Source organism: Candidatus Poribacteria bacterium (genome assembly GCA_026702755.1).
Lineage (GTDB): Bacteria > Poribacteria > WGA-4E > WGA-4E > WGA-3G > WGA-3G.
Genome location: JAPPBX010000040.1, coordinates 1 through 17898, shown reverse-complemented (window position 1 = coordinate 17898; position 17898 = coordinate 1). Strand labels below are relative to the sequence as shown.

The window sequence follows — 17898 nt, the reverse complement described above, 5'->3', positions numbered from 1 at the left end:
ACTGAGACAGATATGAGGAGTTTGGAAGTGCTGCAAGGCAGATGCCGATTTTTGACGCTGGCAGAAGTAGGAGGCTGGGGAACGTCAAATCGGTTGATATGCCAATTGACTAATAATACGTTTAAATCGCGCATTCAAGATTTGACCGGTCTTGAGTTTGCTATCAATCTGAAAGAGCTGCATCTTGGTAGTAATAGTATATTGGATGTGTCTCCTCTCAAAAGTCTGACCAAATTGACATATCTAGATCTTGGTCTCAACTGGCAGATATCGGATGTGTCTTCACTCGAAAATTTGACAAACTTGACATTCTTAAGCCTCAGAAGTAATCAGTTGCCGGACGTATCTCCACTGAAAAATATGACAAAACTAATTGAACTAGATCTTCGTGAGAACAAGATATCGGATGTGTCTCCGCTCCGTGCTTTGATCCACTTAAGATACTTAGATCTTCAGCAAAACCTGTTATCAGATGCGTCTCCACTCGAAAATTTGACAAACTTGACACACTTAAAGCTTAAAGATAATCGGTTATCAGATGCGTCTCCACTCGAAAATTTGACAAACTTGACACACCTAAGTCTTCAGCTTAATCAGTTATTGGATGTGTCTCCACTCAACACTTTGACAAAACTGCAATTTTTGGACCTTGACAGCAACAAGATCTCGGATGTGTCTCCTCTCATAAATATGGCAAAACTGAGCCGCCTGGATATCTCTGACAACAAGATCTCGGATGTGTCTCCTCTCAAAGATTTGAGAAATTTGAGCCGCCTAGATCTTGACGACAACCCAATATGGGATGTATCACCACTCGAAAATTTAACAAAGCTGGTATTTTTAGATCTTGATGATAGCGAGATATCAGATATATCTCCGCTCAAAACTTTAACAAGACTAAGAGTGCTAGATCTTGACGATAACGAAATATCGGATATATCCCCACTCAGAGTTTTGACAAATCTAAAATATCTGGATCTTGATGGAAATGAGATCTCGGATGTGTCCCCGCTTAGAACTTTGACAAACTTGACGGAACTAGATCTTGATAGCAATAAGATATCTGATATATCGCCACTCACAGATATGACAGAACTGTTGATTCTGGATCTTCACGACAATCAGATCTCGGATGTGTCCCCTCTGAAAAATATGATAAATCTCACAGACCTGGATCTTGATGACAACAGGATCTCGGATGTGTCTTCCCTCAAGGATTTGATAAATCTGACGGTGCTCGATGTAGATGGCAACAATGTCTCGGATGTCTCGCCCCTCAGCGTATTGATAAACTTGACGGAGTTGGATCTTCATGACAACGAGATCTCGGATGTGTCTCCCCTGCGGGGTCTGGTAAACCTGAAAATGCTTGACCTTAGCAGCAACCAAATATCAGATTTTTCTCCAATAGCAGGATTAATAGAGACCTTGGTGGAATATGATGCCAGCAACCAAACGAAGGCATCTTACAAGTCAGTAGATGTGAACCGAGATGGCGTTGTGAATCTCTTAGACCTCGTTGTAGTCGCCTCCAACTATGGGACCCCCGATCCGTCGGCACTCGCGGGTTCTGAACTCTATCCGGATGTCAACAGCGATGGCACCGTTGATGTAAGCGACTTGCTGATGATCGCTGCGGAGATAGGTTCAGCTGGGGCACCGAGTCTCAACAAACATTGGGGGGATCTGTCTTCCCTTACAGCTGCGAATCTCACGCGGTGGATAGAGCTTGCCAAGCACCTTGATGCAGGGGATCCTCGGATACGAAAGGGGATTACTTTTCTGGAGCGGCTCCTATCGGTTCTGTCTATGTCAGTGGCGTTGCCGAAAGAAACGGCTTTGTTAGCGAACTATCCGAATCCCTTCAATCCTGAGACGTGGATACCCTACCAGTTGTCGAAACCGACAGAGGTTTGTGTCTCTATCCATTCTGCCGATGGAAAACTTGTTCGGAACTTGGAGTTAGGGCAAGTGCAAGCGGGAGTATATCGCAGCAAATCCCGCGCAGTCTATTGGGATGGTCGGAATGGGGTGGGTGAATCTGTCGCAAGTGGCGTTTATTTCTATACGCTCACTGCAGGCGAATTCACAGCTACTCGCAAAATGCTTATCCGGAAGTAATAAACCTGTCAGAAATTCAGAAGACATTATCTTTCTGAAAAATACCCTCCTGTTAGTAGATAGTTCTCGGGAGAATATATTGTTTGACTTTTTAGTCCTGATATCGCTTGAAACACTCTGGACTAATACTTTTAAATTGTTGTGTGCGTTTGCTCTGGGTGTTTTCATTGTTAATATCTACCAGTTAACTCACACCAAGACCCCGCAACAATCCTTTACTGACACACTCATCATTCTGTGCATACTGATTTCAGTAGTAATGGTAGTCATCGGTGATAGCATTACGCTTGCGTTTAGTTTAGTCGGTGCCCTGTCTATCATTCGATTTCGGACCGCTATCCAGGACCCGCGCGATATCGGTTTTGTTTGCTATGCGTTAGTTGTCGGTATGGCAGTCGGGGTGGGAAATGTGTCTGTCGCGATTTTAGCTACCTTTCTTATCGGTATCATTATCCTTGGTATTTACAATTGGCATCAGCAATTTGGGAACAATAACGAATTTCGTCTGGAATTCTGTTTTTCACCTGACCAGAACCCGGAAGCCGCTTATCGCTCTGTTTTCGATAGGCACTTAGTTGACGAGTGCTTACTTGAAAAACGGATAAAAAAATTGCAACTGGTTGAACTGACATTTCGCGTTAAATTGGTGAACCCAGAGAAATGGCTTACTTTTTTTACTGAACTATCGAGTACTGAAAATATCACAGACGTGAAAATGGATAAAGTGTAGGATCTGAATTGATCTATGCCCAACGAGTCTAAAAAATGATAAACCTGTCAAAATTTACTAAGGTATGCATCATCCTAATTCTTGTGTTCTCTGTGACTATTGCTAACGCCCAAGAACCCTTACAGTTAACCTATTTAACAGAATCTATTCAAATTGATGGCTTAAGTGACGAACCGGGATGGCAGCAAATTGAGCCCTTGCCGGTGATCATGTACAAACCTACTTATAGAGGTGAACCGACCGAAAAAACTGAAATTAGAGTTGCTTATGATAGAGATTATCTCTACTGCTCAGCACAGTGTTATGATACCAATCCCTCCAAGGTCCGTGTGAACTCGCTCTATAGGGATAGATCGAGCAAGGATGATAAATTTGGAATCATTCTTGATACCTTCAATGACAAGGAAAGTGCCTTGTCGTTTTGGACGACTCCCGCTGGTGTTCGAGGTGATGAAGCCATCTTTAATGATGGCAAATCGGATAATAAGAACTGGAATACCTATTGGGATGTCACAACGGTGCAGAATGAAGAAGGTTGGTTCGTTGAGATGCGTATTCCGTTTTCGAGTTTGAGTTTTCAGGATGAAAACGGCCGGGTTGTTATGGGATTAATCGCTTATCGAAATATTGCCCGAAAAAACGAGCGTGTCGTCTTCCCTGACCTATCTCCAGAGCGCGGTATTGATACACCATCTCGAGCACATCCAGTGGTGTTAGATAACATTTACAGTCAAAAACCTATTTACTTTACACCTTATGTCACCGGAGGACTTGGACAAACACCTACATTAAACGATGCCGGTGCCTCCTATCATCTGAAAAACGAATTAGCAAGAAACGCTGGGGTCGATATTAAATATAACGTCACTAGCAACCTCACTTTGGATACAACACTAAATCCAGACTTTGCCCAAGCGGAAGCTGATGAGCAGCAAGTTAACCTAAGCCGATTCTCGCTCTTCTTCCCGGAAAAACGGCAATTCTTTCAAGAGCGTTCCGGTATTTTCTCCTTTAATTTTCTCGGTCGTGCTCGACTTTTCCATAGTCGACGAATCGGCATCCAAGATCGTAAACAGATCCCTATTATTGGTGGGGCCAGACTCGTCGGACGTATTGGAAATTGGGACCTCGGTTTTCTTGATATGCAAACCGCACGTAAAGGAGACATCCCCAGAGAAAACTTTGGAGTCCTACGCATGCGACGACAGGTTCTTAATCCATATTCTTATGCGGGTATCATGTTAACCAACCGTGTTGATGAAGAAGGAAATTACAACTTTGCCTATGGACTTGACGGTATTTTTCGGATTTTTGGGAAAGAATATTTGACCCTTAAGTGGGGACAAACTTTTGAAGACCAAGTCATTCAAGAACAGACATTCAATTTTTTAGATACGGCGATGTTTCTCACAGAACTGACTCGACGCACGGATGTTGGTTTGGATTATGAACTCGTCGTAGCTCGGAGAGGAAAAGACTTTTTGCCCGGGCTCGGATTTACAACTCGTAAGGATTTCACGCAACTGCGGTCAAGTGTTCGTTATGATTGGCTAATGGGAAAGGGAACCCCGATTAGACAAGTGAGCCCGTTACAATTTTCTGGGTCCGTTGTGTTCCGTAATGAGGATGGATCTGTGGAATCCGCGCATCTTAAATATGAGATCGATCTGGAATGGAAGTCTGGAGCAGGCGTGGCGATGGATTTTGAAATGGATTATGAAGATCTCATTGAGGCTGAGGATTTTCCTGAAGATACGGTGATCCCAATGGGTAGTTATACCACTTTCAAGGTTGATGGTGGTTTCGATATGCCCAATAAAAGTTTACTCCGTGCTGATTTCGATTGGGCTTTCGGTGGATTTTTTGACGGTTGGCGCCTTGACCTCGGAGTTAAACCGACTTGGAATGTGTCCTCACATTTGGAAATAAGCAGTGAGTATGAAGTCAATGTCGTTCGTTTCCCCGAGCGTAATCAAGGATTCAATGCACATCTCGTTCGGATTCGGACCCGGGCCGCTTTGAACACACAAGTTTCTCTGAATGGATTTGTGCAATATAATAGTGCTAGTGATCGATTCTCAACAAATATTCGATTTCGATATAATTTCCGTGAAGGGAATGACCTATGGTTGGTTTATAATGAAAATCTCAACACATACAGAGACGATGAAATACCAAGGCAGTTGCTAACGCGCGGACGCACAGTATTACTGAAGTATACAAATACCTTTGGTCTGTAGTTTACCAATAGGGGCAGGTCGTATGCCTGCCTGATGATGAGTATCCACGAGGGGTACTTCTACGGGCTGTTGATGATTTCACTGCTATTGGCAAAATGGTCATCCGAAAGTAATACCGATGCTGATATTTTGCTGATCCATTCCTTTTACAAAAGATTGAAGAAATAACACTGAGCACTACACAAATAGGATTAATTAAACCTTTCCTCTGGCTTACATTAAACTTCAACAATGGAACAATCGTAGCGAGGTACATTCGTTAAAAGTATGAACAAAAAAGCATTAGTCACAGGAGGTGCGGGCTTTATGGGCGCGCACGTCGTTAGTGAACTTATCCACCAAGGTAACACGGAAGTTGTCGCACTTGATGACCTGAGTGGCGGCTTCCGGGCGAATCTCGCCCCTGCCGTAACCTTTGTTGAGGGAAGTATCCTTGATGCTCAGCTTATAAATCAACTCTGTGAGCAATATCAATTCGATTATATCTATCACCTTGCCGCTTATGCAGCGGAGGGACTGAGTCACTTTATCAAACGGTTTAACTACCAAAATAATCTCATCGGAAGTGTAAACCTCATCAACGCAGCGATAAACCACAATGTCAAACGATTTGTATTCACTTCTTCTATCGCTGTTTATGGAGAAAACCAACTCCCAATGCATGAAGGACTCATCCCTGTCCCGGAGGATTCTTACGGTATTGCTAAGTACGCGGTGGAACAGGAACTCGCTGTCTCTAAGCGGCTCTTTGGTTTGGATTATACGATTTTCCGCCCGCATAACGTTTATGGCGAACTCCAGAATATCAGCGACAAGTATCGAAACGTTATTGGTATCTTCATGAATAATATCATGCAGGATAAGCCGCTGCGTATTTTTGGAGATGGAGAACAGACGCGTGCCTTCACACATATCGCAGACGTTGCCCCGCACATCGCCCGTGCTGTGGATATACCAGAAGCATCCGGAGAGATTTTTAACGTCGGTTCGGATGAGCATGTTTCGGTGAACGAGTTAGCGGATTTAGTGATGACGGCAATGGATAAGGAAGTATCTGTCATCAACGTGCATGCGAGAGAAGAGGTTAAACACGCCTATTGTTCCCATGAGAAATTTCAGCAGGTGTTCGGAAAAACAGCGCAGGTTGCGTTAGACGAGGGGCTTCATCGCATGGCGACATGGGCTAAATCGGTTGGACCACGTCCGGCTACCGAGTTTGGTGATATTGAGATTCGCAAAAATCTGCCCGATGGCTGGAAATAAATCTAATGTAGTTTGCCTTGCAGTGAGAGTTTTCTGATAATGGTAACGTAACGAAGGCTGGCGTTCGCCGCTAACTTCAACTGAGACAGGAAAAAAGGGTTGGAAGTTTATCGGTGGACACTCGCGGCACAGGAAACGTAACCGACAACCGACAACTATTAAATCATGATCAAAAGACTCCTACAGCACAAGACATTTTGGGTAATGGTGATTACCTTTGCTGGTATGGGGTTGAGCCTCCTCGTCCGAGTTCACTTGATTCCAATGCGGTTCGGTGAAAGCGATGTAGCCGTCGCGCTCATTGCCGCATTGAATATTGTTATATTAGTTGATACCGTTGTTCGAGAAGGTACTAAATTTAGTTTGGTTCCGCTCTTTGTAACACGTGAAAAGGAGATGAACCCTACAAAGTACCGACTTTTCGTCAATAACTTCCTTAATCTTTTTCTCTGGGGCGGCTTCGCGGTTTTTATCCTGATTGAGTTTTTCGCACCATGGATAGCAAGTGGTTTATTACGAAAATCGACTTTTGATGCGCAAAGAGAGACAACACTATTGAGACTATGTGCACCTTTGCTTGTTTTTGGATGTGGTAGTACCGTATTAGGGGCGTTCCTGAACAGTAAGCAACACTTTAAAACAGTCGCACTCCGAAACGCCCTGCCAGCTGGCATCGCAGCAGCTGTATTTCTGCTCATACCGAATATAGAAAACCTTGAAAACTGGATAGCAATGGCTTACATTGTGGGTTTTGGTATATACTTTGCATACTTGGGCATAGGGACATATCGAACAGGACACCGGTATCAGTTTACAGGCATCTCTGTGGATACACTAAACGCCTTGAAAGACACGGTCACTTTACCGACACTCGGTTTTGCGATACGCCAAGTCACGAACCGTTTGCTGATTGGAATATACCTTGCCTCGCAACTTGGGGGCGTTGCTGTGGCACGGTATGACTATGCCTTCCGGATTTTCTCGGCACTACAGACACTCATCGGTATCAGTATTGCGACGACGGGTTTACCTGATATGGCAACGGACAGCGCAGTAAACGATAAACAGAAATTAGGACAAACCCTCAATCGAAATGCACGTACAGCTGTAATCATTGGATTCCCAGTCGCACTATTCTTGTTAATATTTCATGCAAAAATCAGTTGGTTATTATATGGACGCGGTAAACTTGATGACGCAGCAATTGAACTGATAGGACACCTCCTCTTTTGGCTCAGCACGGGTATGGTGTTCTCTTGTCTGATACCTGTACTGAATGCTGGGCTTTACGCACAAAAAGCGTACCGATCTGTTTTCGCGAATATGGTGACGATGGCTGTTCTCAATTTTTTAGTGGCGTACGGATTGATTAGAACCTTGGAACTTCGAGGAATCGCACTCGCTGTATCCATCACTGCACTACTCGCTGTTGCAAACCTGACGTATCTCCTCCGAAAGACGCAGGTTTCTTGGTTTCAAAAGTAGCAAACAAACGCAAGATAGTTATCAGTTATCAGTTACAGGAGAGTTCCGTTAGACGAAAACCGCTTAACTCTCACTGCGAGAAAACCCGAACCGACAACTTTAACCATCAACTCGTCTACAGATACTTTTGCTAAAGCACGAGTTGATGGTTAAAACTATAAATGGATAAATGAAGAACGTAAAAATCCCAGATGAGACTCCAATTTTAGAGAAAATCGATTCTGGACAACAGACGAAGTGTGTTCGGGATTATCACTACCTCATCGTGGCGGGCACTACGAAGGCGGCAACGACATCTCTTTTCGCATATCTTGCCGACCACCCAGCTGTTTGTGCTGCGACTTACAAGGAAACCCGATTTTTTCTCAGTGATGCTTATCCGCTTCCCTCAAAATACCGATATAAAGGTGATGCTGAGGAATACAACCTTTTGTTTTCTGGTTCTGATGAAACACAGCTCAGAATGGAGTCTACACCTGATTATCTGTATTGTGAAAAGGCACGTGGGAGAATCGTCGAGTTTCTACCGTATGCAAAATTGGTTTTCAGCCTTCGAGAACCGATTTCAAGGTTAATCTCGTGGTATCGCTTTGCGAAGCAGATTGGCAAATTGCCACAAACCTTGAATTTCGATGCATACATCGAATTGCTTTTCTCTTCTGTTGACTGCCACAGAGAGAACGAGGAACAGCACTTGCAAACACTTCAGCAGGGATGTTATACTATCTATTTGGAGCGTTATTTTAAGCAATTTGATCCAGCGCGTATCCACGTCCTCTTTTATGAGGAACTTGCAGCACAGCCATTAAATACCATGACGGAATTATGCAACTTCGCTGATATAGATGCCGATTTTTATAGCGATTACGCCTTTGAAGTGACGAATCGTTCCCAGAAAATGCGAAATTCCGAGTTGCATCGGAAATATAGGGACTTCCGGTTTCGATTGCGACAGTGGACACATAACAAGCCAATTGTTCATATCCCTTTGCGGACGATTAGACGAACAATTGAGCCGCTCTATCTCCGATTAAACACGCAGACGGATGAGAAGACTCAGATGTCAGAAGAGACGCGGCACCGTTTAATCAATTATTACAAACCAGATGTTCATGCCCTCGGTGAATTAATTGGGAAACCTTTACCATGGGAGACTTTCGTAAAATCCAGTTAATGATTGTTGGCGCACAGAAAGCAGGAACCTCTTCGCTCCTTCGCTACTTGGCGCAACACCCTGATGTACACACGCATGCACAACCAGAGTTGACGTTTTTCCTGCAAGAGCGTGAATACACGCGTGGGTATGAGTGGGCTTTTGCAAAGTATTTTGTTGGGGAAAATGCCGCTGGCAAAATTGAGGACAAACAACTCATCGCCAAAAATGTAATGGTCATGCATTCACCGGAAGTCATGCAGCGGATTTATGAACACAACCCTGAGATGCATCTCGTTGTGCTACTTCGGGAACCTGTGGCTCGTGCTTATTCTGCCTATTGGTGGGCTCGGCGGAGAGGTTGGGAAAACATCAAGACTTATGAAGAGGCACTCGCCGCTGAGGAAGCGCGTGTAAACGAAGATTGGTTTAAATGGCGACAGTGCGCCTATCAATACAATGGTATCTATTATCCACACGTCAAGAATTTGATAACCCAATTCGGTTCGAGTCAGGTACACTGTGTCCTAACTGACGACCTGAAGGAGAGGGCTGAAACTGTCTGTCAACAACTTTTTGAGCGCATTGGTATCCGTTCTGATTTCAAACCTCTTATCGGTGAACGACATAACCGAGCCGCTATGCCACGTTCCGAAAGGTTCAATTTTCTGTTTACGCAATTTCTGGCATCTCATAATCCCATCAGAAAAGCCATTCGCAAACTTGTCCCAGATGCTACCGCTTACAAGTTGAGAAAAGCTGTTCTGGATTGGAACGACAAGCCCCAAGAAAATATGAAATCGGTTCCACCACCAATTAATCCTGAGACGCGTGAACGCCAGATGGCGTATTTTAAACCCTTTAACGAACAATTGGCAGAATTGTTGGGCAGAGACCTCTCCTTTTGGCATTAAATACCCGCTGAAAGGCTTTCAGTTATTGGCTATTAGTTGGCGGAAACCGACAACTCTCACTGCGAGGCAAACTGACAACGAATAGAAATGATTTACTTTTTAACAGGATACGTCGCTTTTGAAGAGTTTATACTGAAGTTTTTGCCCGTTAGTGATGCTCTCTACTCCTATTTAAGATTCTTCGGTGAAATGCTCATCTATGTCGCTTTTGGGAAACTCGTTATCCATAAACTACATAGGGGTATTCCGTTCGTCAAAACAACGATTGATTTACCGATTATAGGCTTTTACAGCGTCGTCTTGTTGTCAATGCTTATCAACAGATCACCTTTGATAGGCAGTCTTTACAACATCCGACCCTTTGCGCGATATATTGTACTTTTCTATCTCGTTGCGAACTCCGCCTTGTCAGAAAGACGCATTACAACGCTTCTGCGGATAATTCTCGGTGTTGGCATCTTCCAACTCGTGGCGGGTATCATTCAATGGGCAGGCGGACCTACTGCGTTTGATTTTTTCCTACCGCGCGAATCAACACTCAGCATCGGCGGGTTTACCAAAGAGTACAGATTGCTTGAACTCGGCAGAGAAATTGGCAGTGTCTACGGGACTTTAGGAGATACCGTGATTTACGGTGTCTTTATGATTCTTGTCCTTGTTATTTATCTTTCCCGTATTCGACGGTTGGAATATCTGAATCTGCTCGGAGCGTTAGTACTATTTTTCTTTATTGCGCGTTCGTATTCACGCGCCGCGACTTTCTCCGCGCTTCTCGCAGGTGGGGCATGGTACTATTTCCACTACGGGTGGAAACAGACCCTTCGTTTAGCATTGGCGACAGTATTAGTCTTCGGGATACTATTGGCAGTCGTAAACCCTTTCAATCTTGAGTACATAAACCCGCGTAAAGCAAAAGTTGGACTCGTCGGCAACGTAACAGGTGTATTTTCTGGATCCTATGTCCGGGTCGCACAAAAACAGAGACTGGGGGCATTGATCGGAAATGTCCCGACAGTACTTGTAAACAAACCTATCTTAGGCTATGGTGCCGACCAGAACACTACGATTGAAAGACTGAATATGAGCAAACGTTCATTTCTATTGAAAGTACTGAGCAAGGAGGGATTCAAGGATGTTTATTGGGTAGCGATTTTCTGTTTCTACGGTATATTAGGATTAGGCTTTTTCGCTTTGATATTTTATCGGCTCTTTCGCGCCGCGCTAAACCTTTACAGAAGGTCCGTCAATACACTGTTTACTGGAGACCGGAGTGCTGCTGCTTCGCGCGTGACACAACAGATTGCAATCATAATGCTTTGTCTTGTTGCTGTTACGGTGTTTCTACTTTTCTTCAACCGGACCCTTGAATTTCGAGGCTATGGGTTCTACTTCTGGCTCTGCGCGGGGCTTATGTTCGCCAGCGATACATCGCTCCCGACCTATAGACCTCTGAGGATAACATTGTCAAGTACCCCGCCCTAAAGGGCGAGGCTTGTTAGAGAATTAACCCCAACAAGCCCGTTGTAGCAACGGATTTCTCGTTTCATAGAGGATGGTATCCCATACCTCTCCACGAAGGGCGCAAGCCGCCCTGTGAAGTATATTTTTCGCCGCATTGTGGTCGCGGTCCAGTTTCAAACCACAGATTTTACAATGGAACATACGATCGGACAACTTCAGTTTGATAACCGATTTCTGACAGCATTCCGAACAGGTTTGGCTGGTATTGTGTGGTGGCACTTGATGGAAATATTTACCATCGCGTTTTGCCACCCAGTCGCACCAGTCAAAGAACATCCCCCACGACGTATCAGCAATAGACTTGGCAAGGTATCGGTTCTTTACCATGTTACTCGGTCTAAGTTTCTCAGCAACAACAGCATCAAAACCTCTGTGGTGAAAAAGTTTGGACGCTGTTTTCGCCAGAAAGTCAAGACGTTGACACGCCACAATATCGGCTTGCTTCGCCAATGCGTCCTTTGCCTTATACCACCGTTTGCTCTGATACTTTTTACGAGACAAATCCCGGTGAAGTTTTACGAGTTTGCGTTCGGCAGTTCGGTAAAAGCGAGGGTTGGGTATCTTCTCGCCATCAGAAGTCGTCAGAAAATCGCGCGTGCCAACATCCACACCACAAGCCGACTTCGGGACACATTTCAGCGTATCAGGCACTTCGCAAACGATAAAGCAATACCAGCCGCGCACTGTCTTTTTCAACGTGACCTCTTTCGGGTCTCCTATGAGCCGACGGTGCTGACGGATCTTGACTTCACCGAGTTTTGGCACTTTCAGCAAATTATGCCGTTTGCCTGTTTCACGGATAGGGTGCTGACGGACACGTTCACCCGTCTTGAGTTTATGTTTTCGCAAAGACCACGACACCGATCGGACAGAGGACTTGTAACGCGGGTATCCCTTTTTCTCTGCTCCCTTTCGGCAACGGCGTTGAAAATGCTCGTGTGCCGCGTTGACTCTTTTGAGCGTCTGCGCCTGCATATCCTGCGGGTGATCGGAATAGTGCGAGTTAGAGGCACGGAGTTTCTTAAGATGGTTGATCTGGTCATACAGCGATACAGAGATACTCCCATATTCCCACATTTGATTACGCATCTGGAGCATATAGTTCTGCAACTGTTTCTGATGTTGAAACTCCGAAAACAACCACTTCTCTTGTGCAGGAGTTGGATATGCGCGGTATTTGAAGGTGCGTCTCATTGGAGAATCGTGTATCGTGTTTTAACCGCTAACTACAGTCGGTTGGAGGCAAGACTGCACTTGCATGCAGGTAGTTAGTTGCCTCCACACGATAATATTATTCTAACATTTTTGACGTTATTTGTCAAGAAAAAAGGACGGCGTTTCCTCCCCGCCCTAAAGGGCGAGGTTTCCACGCCGAAGATTTTGATGAAGTTTTCCACCTTTGTGTTAAATATAAATGCCTATGGTGTTTCTAATAGGTTTTATCGGAACTGCTGTATGGCGTTTGTAGGATTGATAGTATTGTTCCTTGGCATCGGATGCCAAGGAAAAAATACGTCTATGGATGCGCTACGTCTGGAAATTGACACACGCAATTCGCAACCGCTCCGTCAAGCACTCTACGGTTTCAATACAAACATGATGAATGGCGATTATGGATACCTTGACACCAATTTTGTTGAATTAACAAAGGCACTTGCGCCAAAGACCTTACGGTTTCCGGGGGGTACAGTCGGGAATTTCTATCATTGGGAACATGGTGGCTTTTTTGAGAGTGAAATGGCATCAACCCTCAATACAAAACTTAATAGTCGAAATAAAAGAAATTACGCGAGACTCCAAAAGCTACGAGAAGGTAAAATCGTTTTTGACGACTTTATACAGTTATGCAACACACTGAATATTACACCTGTTGTTGTTGTAAATTTATGGACAGGCAGCCCGGAAGAGAGCGCAGCGTGGGTGAATTACGCTAAAGATAAGGGATATCACGTTAAGCATTGGGAACTCGGCAATGAATACTATCTGCCACACTACCTCAACAAATATCCTACTGCTGAAGCCTATATAACGGCAGCCAAAAAGCATGCAGCGGCGATGAAAGCCGTTGATCCAGATATAAAGGTGTCGGTCTGTGCTTCACCAATTGCATTCCATAAAGAGGGATGGTTGGTAAAAACACAACAACGGAAATGGGATGAAGGTCTCGCTGCAGACACCAGTTTCTACGATGCTTATACCGTCCATGTCTATGCCTACAAAGCCGTTCGAAAAAAAGAAATAGAGGAGATGCGAGGCTACCTCATGGGATGGATTCACTTCGCTGTTACAGAGGCACTTGATTACTATGAAAAATTATTTCCAGATAAAGAGATGTGGATAACTGAGTGGAACATCGCCAACCCAGTGAACCGTGTTGCGAACACGCAGCTCCATGCAATGTACGTAGGTGATTTCTTTCTGAAGATGCTAACAATCCCGAACGTCACACAGGCGAACTTCCACGTCATCGCGGGTCCCGGCAAAGGGTTTCCAGCGTTTTCGCTGATAACCCCTGGGAATCCTGGTGGGACATTTTGGAAGTATGGTGGCGAACCCGAGTCCGATTTCGGTAATACTATTCGACGCACTGTCTACCCGGCTTTTCAGCTTATCGGTGAAGCATTCGCGCAGGCAGATACACAATTTGCCCTCTCAGTCCAAAACTCGCCTCTTCTTATGGGTGCTATTGAGTATCAAGGGAGACAGATGCCCGGTATTCAGGCACAAGTAATCGGTGAGAAGACGGCAGAACATCTTGTTGTTCTTATCAGCAATCGGACAGGTGAACAGCATATACCACAACTTTTCGTTGATGGTAAACGTTACGAGGGCAATGTCACCTATCGTTATGTTGCTGATGAGAGACTCAACGCAACGAATGGAGGCAATGCAGAAATGGAAGGCTCTGGCGAAATTGAGATCCGCATCCAAGAATGGAGTGGGAAGTCAGCAGAACTCGTCATCCGCAAAAACAGTTTTGGAATCCTCAAAATAGCGGAATAGTTATTGAGTTACGAGTTAAAGAGATGCTTGTGGCTGCTACAAAAACCTTTTGTAACTCTTAACTGATAACTGGTAACTGATAAAATGATATTTGTCGTAGGGAATAGTCGCAGTGGAACAACGATGATGGGGCGAATTTTGGGAAAACACCCAAGTGTTTACACCTTTGGTGAACTCCACTTCTTTGGTCAACTCTGTGCGCCGCCGTTTTCATCAGAGACGCGTAAAGAAGAGATAGAAAAAATTGCTTCGCAGTTATATTGTATTCAACAAGAGGGTTATCGTACACATGGAAATCCACATCGTTTTCTAAACGAGGCACGGACATTTCTTGAAGGTTTAACCACCTACCCTGAAACGCAAGCAGCACTCTTTGAAGCTTTCCTCCGCCACGGTACTGCCGAAAACGGTGGGACTATTCCTTGCGACCAGACCCCACGTAACGTCTTTTACATTGCAGATATTCTTAAGCTTTATCCGAAAGCGCGCATTATTAATATGATCCGTGATCCACGCGATGTGCTATTATCCCAAAAAAGGAAATGGAAACGCCGGTTTCTCGGTGGAAGTGATATGCCGATGAAAGAAACGTTTCGGGATTGGATGAACTATCATCCGATAACCATTAGTCACATCTGGCGAACTGCTGTCACCACTGCTGAGCAGTTTCTGCAGCACGAGCGAGTAACCTCCATCTATTTTGAGGAACTCCTCGCACAACCTGAAGCAACCGTCAAAGGTGTCTGTGATTTTGCCGGTATTACATACACGCATGAGATGCTCCAAATCCCACAGGTTGGATCTTCTGTAGCGGAAGATCAACCGCAGGAACTCGGTATAAATCCGCATCGCGCATACAGTTGGCACGGTGAAACAACGGGGGGAGAACTCAGTTCAGCTGAGATTTACCTCAACCAGACGATAACCGCACCTCTTATGAAAAAACATAATTATAGTCCTGTGTCAATACAACCGAATGTGGTGAGTTTAGTACTTCATCTATTGACATTCCCTGTAAAATTAATTGGAGCATTCCTTTTTAATCTTGATCGAATGAAAAATATCGGTCAAACCTTAAAAAGACGTTTTTAAAAATTAGTCTTCAGAAGAATAGTTATCAGTTATCGGTTTTCAGTTACAAGAGGTTTCTGTGGCAGCCATAGGCGACTCTTTAACCGATAACTGACTACTGACAACTGATAACTATTAAAAAATATGATCGCACAAATAGATCCACTCTACATCAGAACGCGACCGACAAAGGTGCTGACGCGTCTCATGAGTTATGCTTTCTTTGAAGGGCGTCCCGTAACGACAAAGGGACGTTGGATAAATCCACTTGTTTTTTCTATTTTGAAAACTGTTTCTACGAACAACAGCAGATACAAACCGGTTGAAAAGCCTATCTTTATCTTGGGTACTGGACGCAGCGGCACCACAATACTCGGTATTGTTCTTTCTATGCACAAAGAAGTCGGTTATCTCAACGAACCGAAAGCGATGTGGCACCTCATCCATCCGCATGAAGATGTCATTGGAAACTACAGCCAAGTTGATGCCAAATATCGCCTCACCGCAGAAGATGCGACAGACGAAATGCATCGACGCGCTTCGCAAATGTTTGGTGCCTACTTAACAGCGACCCGTTCACAACGCCTTGTTGATAAATATCCAGAACTTATTTTTAGAGTGGGTTTCGTACGTGCCTTGTTTCCCGATGCTCGTTTTATTTTTCTCGTCCGTAATGGATGGGATACATGTCATTCAATTGCGACTTGGTCAGAACGGCTTGGTGTTCAGGTTAATGATGAGAAACACGATTGGTGGGGTGTGGATGACCGTAAATGGAGACTCTTGGTTGAGCAGCTCGTCAAAACGGATCCTGCGCTTTCTGAAGTCACTGATGAAATTAAGCACTTTGAACGGCACCTTGACAGAGCTGCTGTAGAGTGGCTCGTCACTATGCGAGAGGGAATCCGTTTAATGCAAGCCTCATCCGATTATATTCACCTCCTCCGTTTTGAGGAGTTGACACTGGAGCCGGACAAAACCCTCGCCGCATTGTGCGATTTCTGTGAACTGCCGACGGATGACACGTTCCACGAGTATGCTCGACAGACCTTGCATCCGTTACCCGCTAAAACCCCTTTTAATGTTCATCCTAAAATTGCCCCTATTTTCCATGACACGATGAGAGAATTAAGGTATAATGAATGATTAGGTAAATTTTTTAATACGAGTAGGCTGTCAAGATGAATTACCCCTACAAGTTTAGGGTCTACTTGAAAAGGAGTCAAAATGAGATTGTTAATGTTGTTGATGGTGTTAATGCCTTGTGTGTTCGCATTGCTTATCGGGTGTGACCAAGCAATGAGGCAACCAATCACGGGGACTGTTACGCCTCCAGACATGGAGATTGTTACACCTACACAGAATTCTTTAGAAAAAGCACAAGTAGCAATGGAAAAAGTCAATAAAAGACGGGTAGAGGCCCACCAAATGGCAGAAGAAACAGGCGATTTTTCTACTGTATTCACTGCTGCTGAGGACATCTTTAAAGAAGAACTCGGTTTTAGAAAAGGACTTTGGGTTGATTTGGTAGATATATATCGCCAAGAAAATCTTGAAAATCCTGAACTGTTGGAAGGGCTTGAGAATCTTGAAGATGCTTTTGTTGAGAAACTAAAAGAGAATACATTTGGAATGTTTTACTTTGAGTACATCAGTGCCTTTGATGAAATAATCATTGAGTATCTCCGTTTGTCTTTTGAGTTCCCAGAAAAGGGTGAAGAAGAACTCCTTATGCTATTCAGAGAATCTGTGAGGGATGGAGAAATAGTCATAATATTTCCATAGGAATCATTTATATTATGCACAAAGGGAGAACTATACAAGGGCAAGAACAGGCCTCTACGAAACGTCCCTTTACGCGGCGCGCCTTTCTCTCAACGAGTTTAAAAGCAGGCGCGGCCGCCTTTACAACTGGGTTTTTGCCTAAATATCGCTCGAATGCTGATGGACAATATAATGTGTTGTTCATCGTTGTTGATGATCTGCGACCCTTCCTTGGTTGTTATGGGCATTCGGAGGTGCACACACCTAACATTGATCGGCTCGCCGAGCGAGGGACACTCTTCAATCATGCCTATTGCCAATATCCTATATGTAACCCATCCCGGACATCAGTATTCACTGGATTAAGACCTGAAACAACAAGAGTGCTTAATAACTCAGCAGGATTTCGGGAAATGTTACCAAACGCTGTGACACTCCCACAGCACTTTAAAGCGTACGGCTATCATACCCAATCCGTTGGTAAGATTATGCATAACCTGTCAAGACAAGATGATATCTACTCGTGGAGTGTCCCTTCGTGGGGACTACCGATTACCAATCAGGGGCCCTTGAATCCTTCTTGGCAAGCCTTTGACGTTGAAGATGATGAACTCAGTAGTGGGAAAACTGCAA

At 44.4% G+C, this 17898-nt stretch carries 14 protein-coding genes; 13 read left to right on the top strand and 1 reads right to left on the bottom strand.

Annotated features, from left to right (window positions below; genetic code table 11):
* The 8 genes from OXH39_08000 to OXH39_07965 all read left to right on the top strand — a co-directional run.
* On the top strand, positions 1–2121 hold a 2121-nt coding region (locus tag OXH39_08000), incomplete at its 5' end, for a leucine-rich repeat domain-containing protein (GenBank protein ID MCY3550390.1).
* A 79-nt stretch (positions 2122–2200) separates the two neighbouring features.
* On the top strand, positions 2201–2851 hold the full coding sequence (locus tag OXH39_07995) for a DUF4956 domain-containing protein (GenBank protein MCY3550389.1): 651 nt from the start codon (positions 2201–2203) through the stop codon (positions 2849–2851).
* Between the two features lie 35 nt (positions 2852–2886).
* Positions 2887–5091, top strand: a complete 2205-nt coding sequence (locus OXH39_07990) for a DUF5916 domain-containing protein (GenBank protein ID MCY3550388.1) — start codon at positions 2887–2889, stop codon at positions 5089–5091.
* Between the two features lie 267 nt (positions 5092–5358).
* Positions 5359–6354, top strand: coding sequence for an NAD-dependent epimerase/dehydratase family protein (locus tag OXH39_07985; GenBank protein MCY3550387.1), 996 nt, complete (start codon positions 5359–5361; stop codon positions 6352–6354).
* A 165-nt stretch (positions 6355–6519) separates the two neighbouring features.
* Positions 6520–7839 carry an MATE family efflux transporter gene (locus OXH39_07980; GenBank protein ID MCY3550386.1) on the top strand — a complete coding sequence of 440 codons (1320 nt, stop codon included), beginning with the start codon at positions 6520–6522 and terminating at the stop codon, positions 7837–7839.
* Between the two features lie 169 nt (positions 7840–8008).
* Positions 8009–9013, top strand: a complete 1005-nt coding sequence (locus OXH39_07975) for a sulfotransferase (GenBank protein ID MCY3550385.1) — start codon at positions 8009–8011, stop codon at positions 9011–9013.
* A complete protein-coding gene (locus tag OXH39_07970) occupies positions 8986–9906 on the top strand; it encodes a sulfotransferase domain-containing protein (protein MCY3550384.1) in 921 nt (306 codons plus the stop codon). The genes OXH39_07975 and OXH39_07970 overlap by 28 nt, the downstream gene beginning before the upstream one ends.
* A gap of 87 nt (positions 9907–9993) precedes the next feature.
* Positions 9994–11388: a hypothetical protein gene (locus OXH39_07965; protein ID MCY3550383.1), complete on the top strand. Its 1395-nt coding sequence runs from the start codon at positions 9994–9996 to the stop codon at positions 11386–11388.
* Positions 11389–11409: 21 nt separating this feature from the next.
* Here the strand turns inward: OXH39_07965 and OXH39_07960 are convergent, their stop codons facing one another.
* Positions 11410–12621, bottom strand: coding sequence for a transposase (locus OXH39_07960; protein MCY3550382.1), 1212 nt, complete (start codon positions 12619–12621; stop codon positions 11410–11412).
* A 261-nt stretch (positions 12622–12882) separates the two neighbouring features.
* On the opposite strand from OXH39_07960, the gene OXH39_07955 reads away from it, so the two are divergent.
* From OXH39_07955 to OXH39_07935, 5 genes are all read left to right on the top strand, one after another.
* On the top strand, positions 12883–14430 hold the full coding sequence (locus OXH39_07955; GenBank protein MCY3550381.1) for a hypothetical protein: 1548 nt from the start codon (positions 12883–12885) through the stop codon (positions 14428–14430).
* An 84-nt stretch (positions 14431–14514) separates the two neighbouring features.
* Positions 14515–15522, top strand: coding sequence for a sulfotransferase (locus tag OXH39_07950; GenBank protein ID MCY3550380.1), 1008 nt, complete (start codon positions 14515–14517; stop codon positions 15520–15522).
* 123 nt (positions 15523–15645) lie between these two features.
* Positions 15646–16647 carry a sulfotransferase gene (locus tag OXH39_07945; GenBank protein ID MCY3550379.1) on the top strand — a complete coding sequence of 334 codons (1002 nt, stop codon included), beginning with the start codon at positions 15646–15648 and terminating at the stop codon, positions 16645–16647.
* Positions 16648–16734: 87 nt separating this feature from the next.
* Positions 16735–17286: a hypothetical protein gene (locus OXH39_07940; protein ID MCY3550378.1), complete on the top strand. Its 552-nt coding sequence runs from the start codon at positions 16735–16737 to the stop codon at positions 17284–17286.
* A 14-nt stretch (positions 17287–17300) separates the two neighbouring features.
* Positions 17301–17898, top strand: a 598-nt coding sequence (locus tag OXH39_07935) for a sulfatase-like hydrolase/transferase (protein MCY3550377.1), incomplete at its 3' end; no start/stop codon positions are given.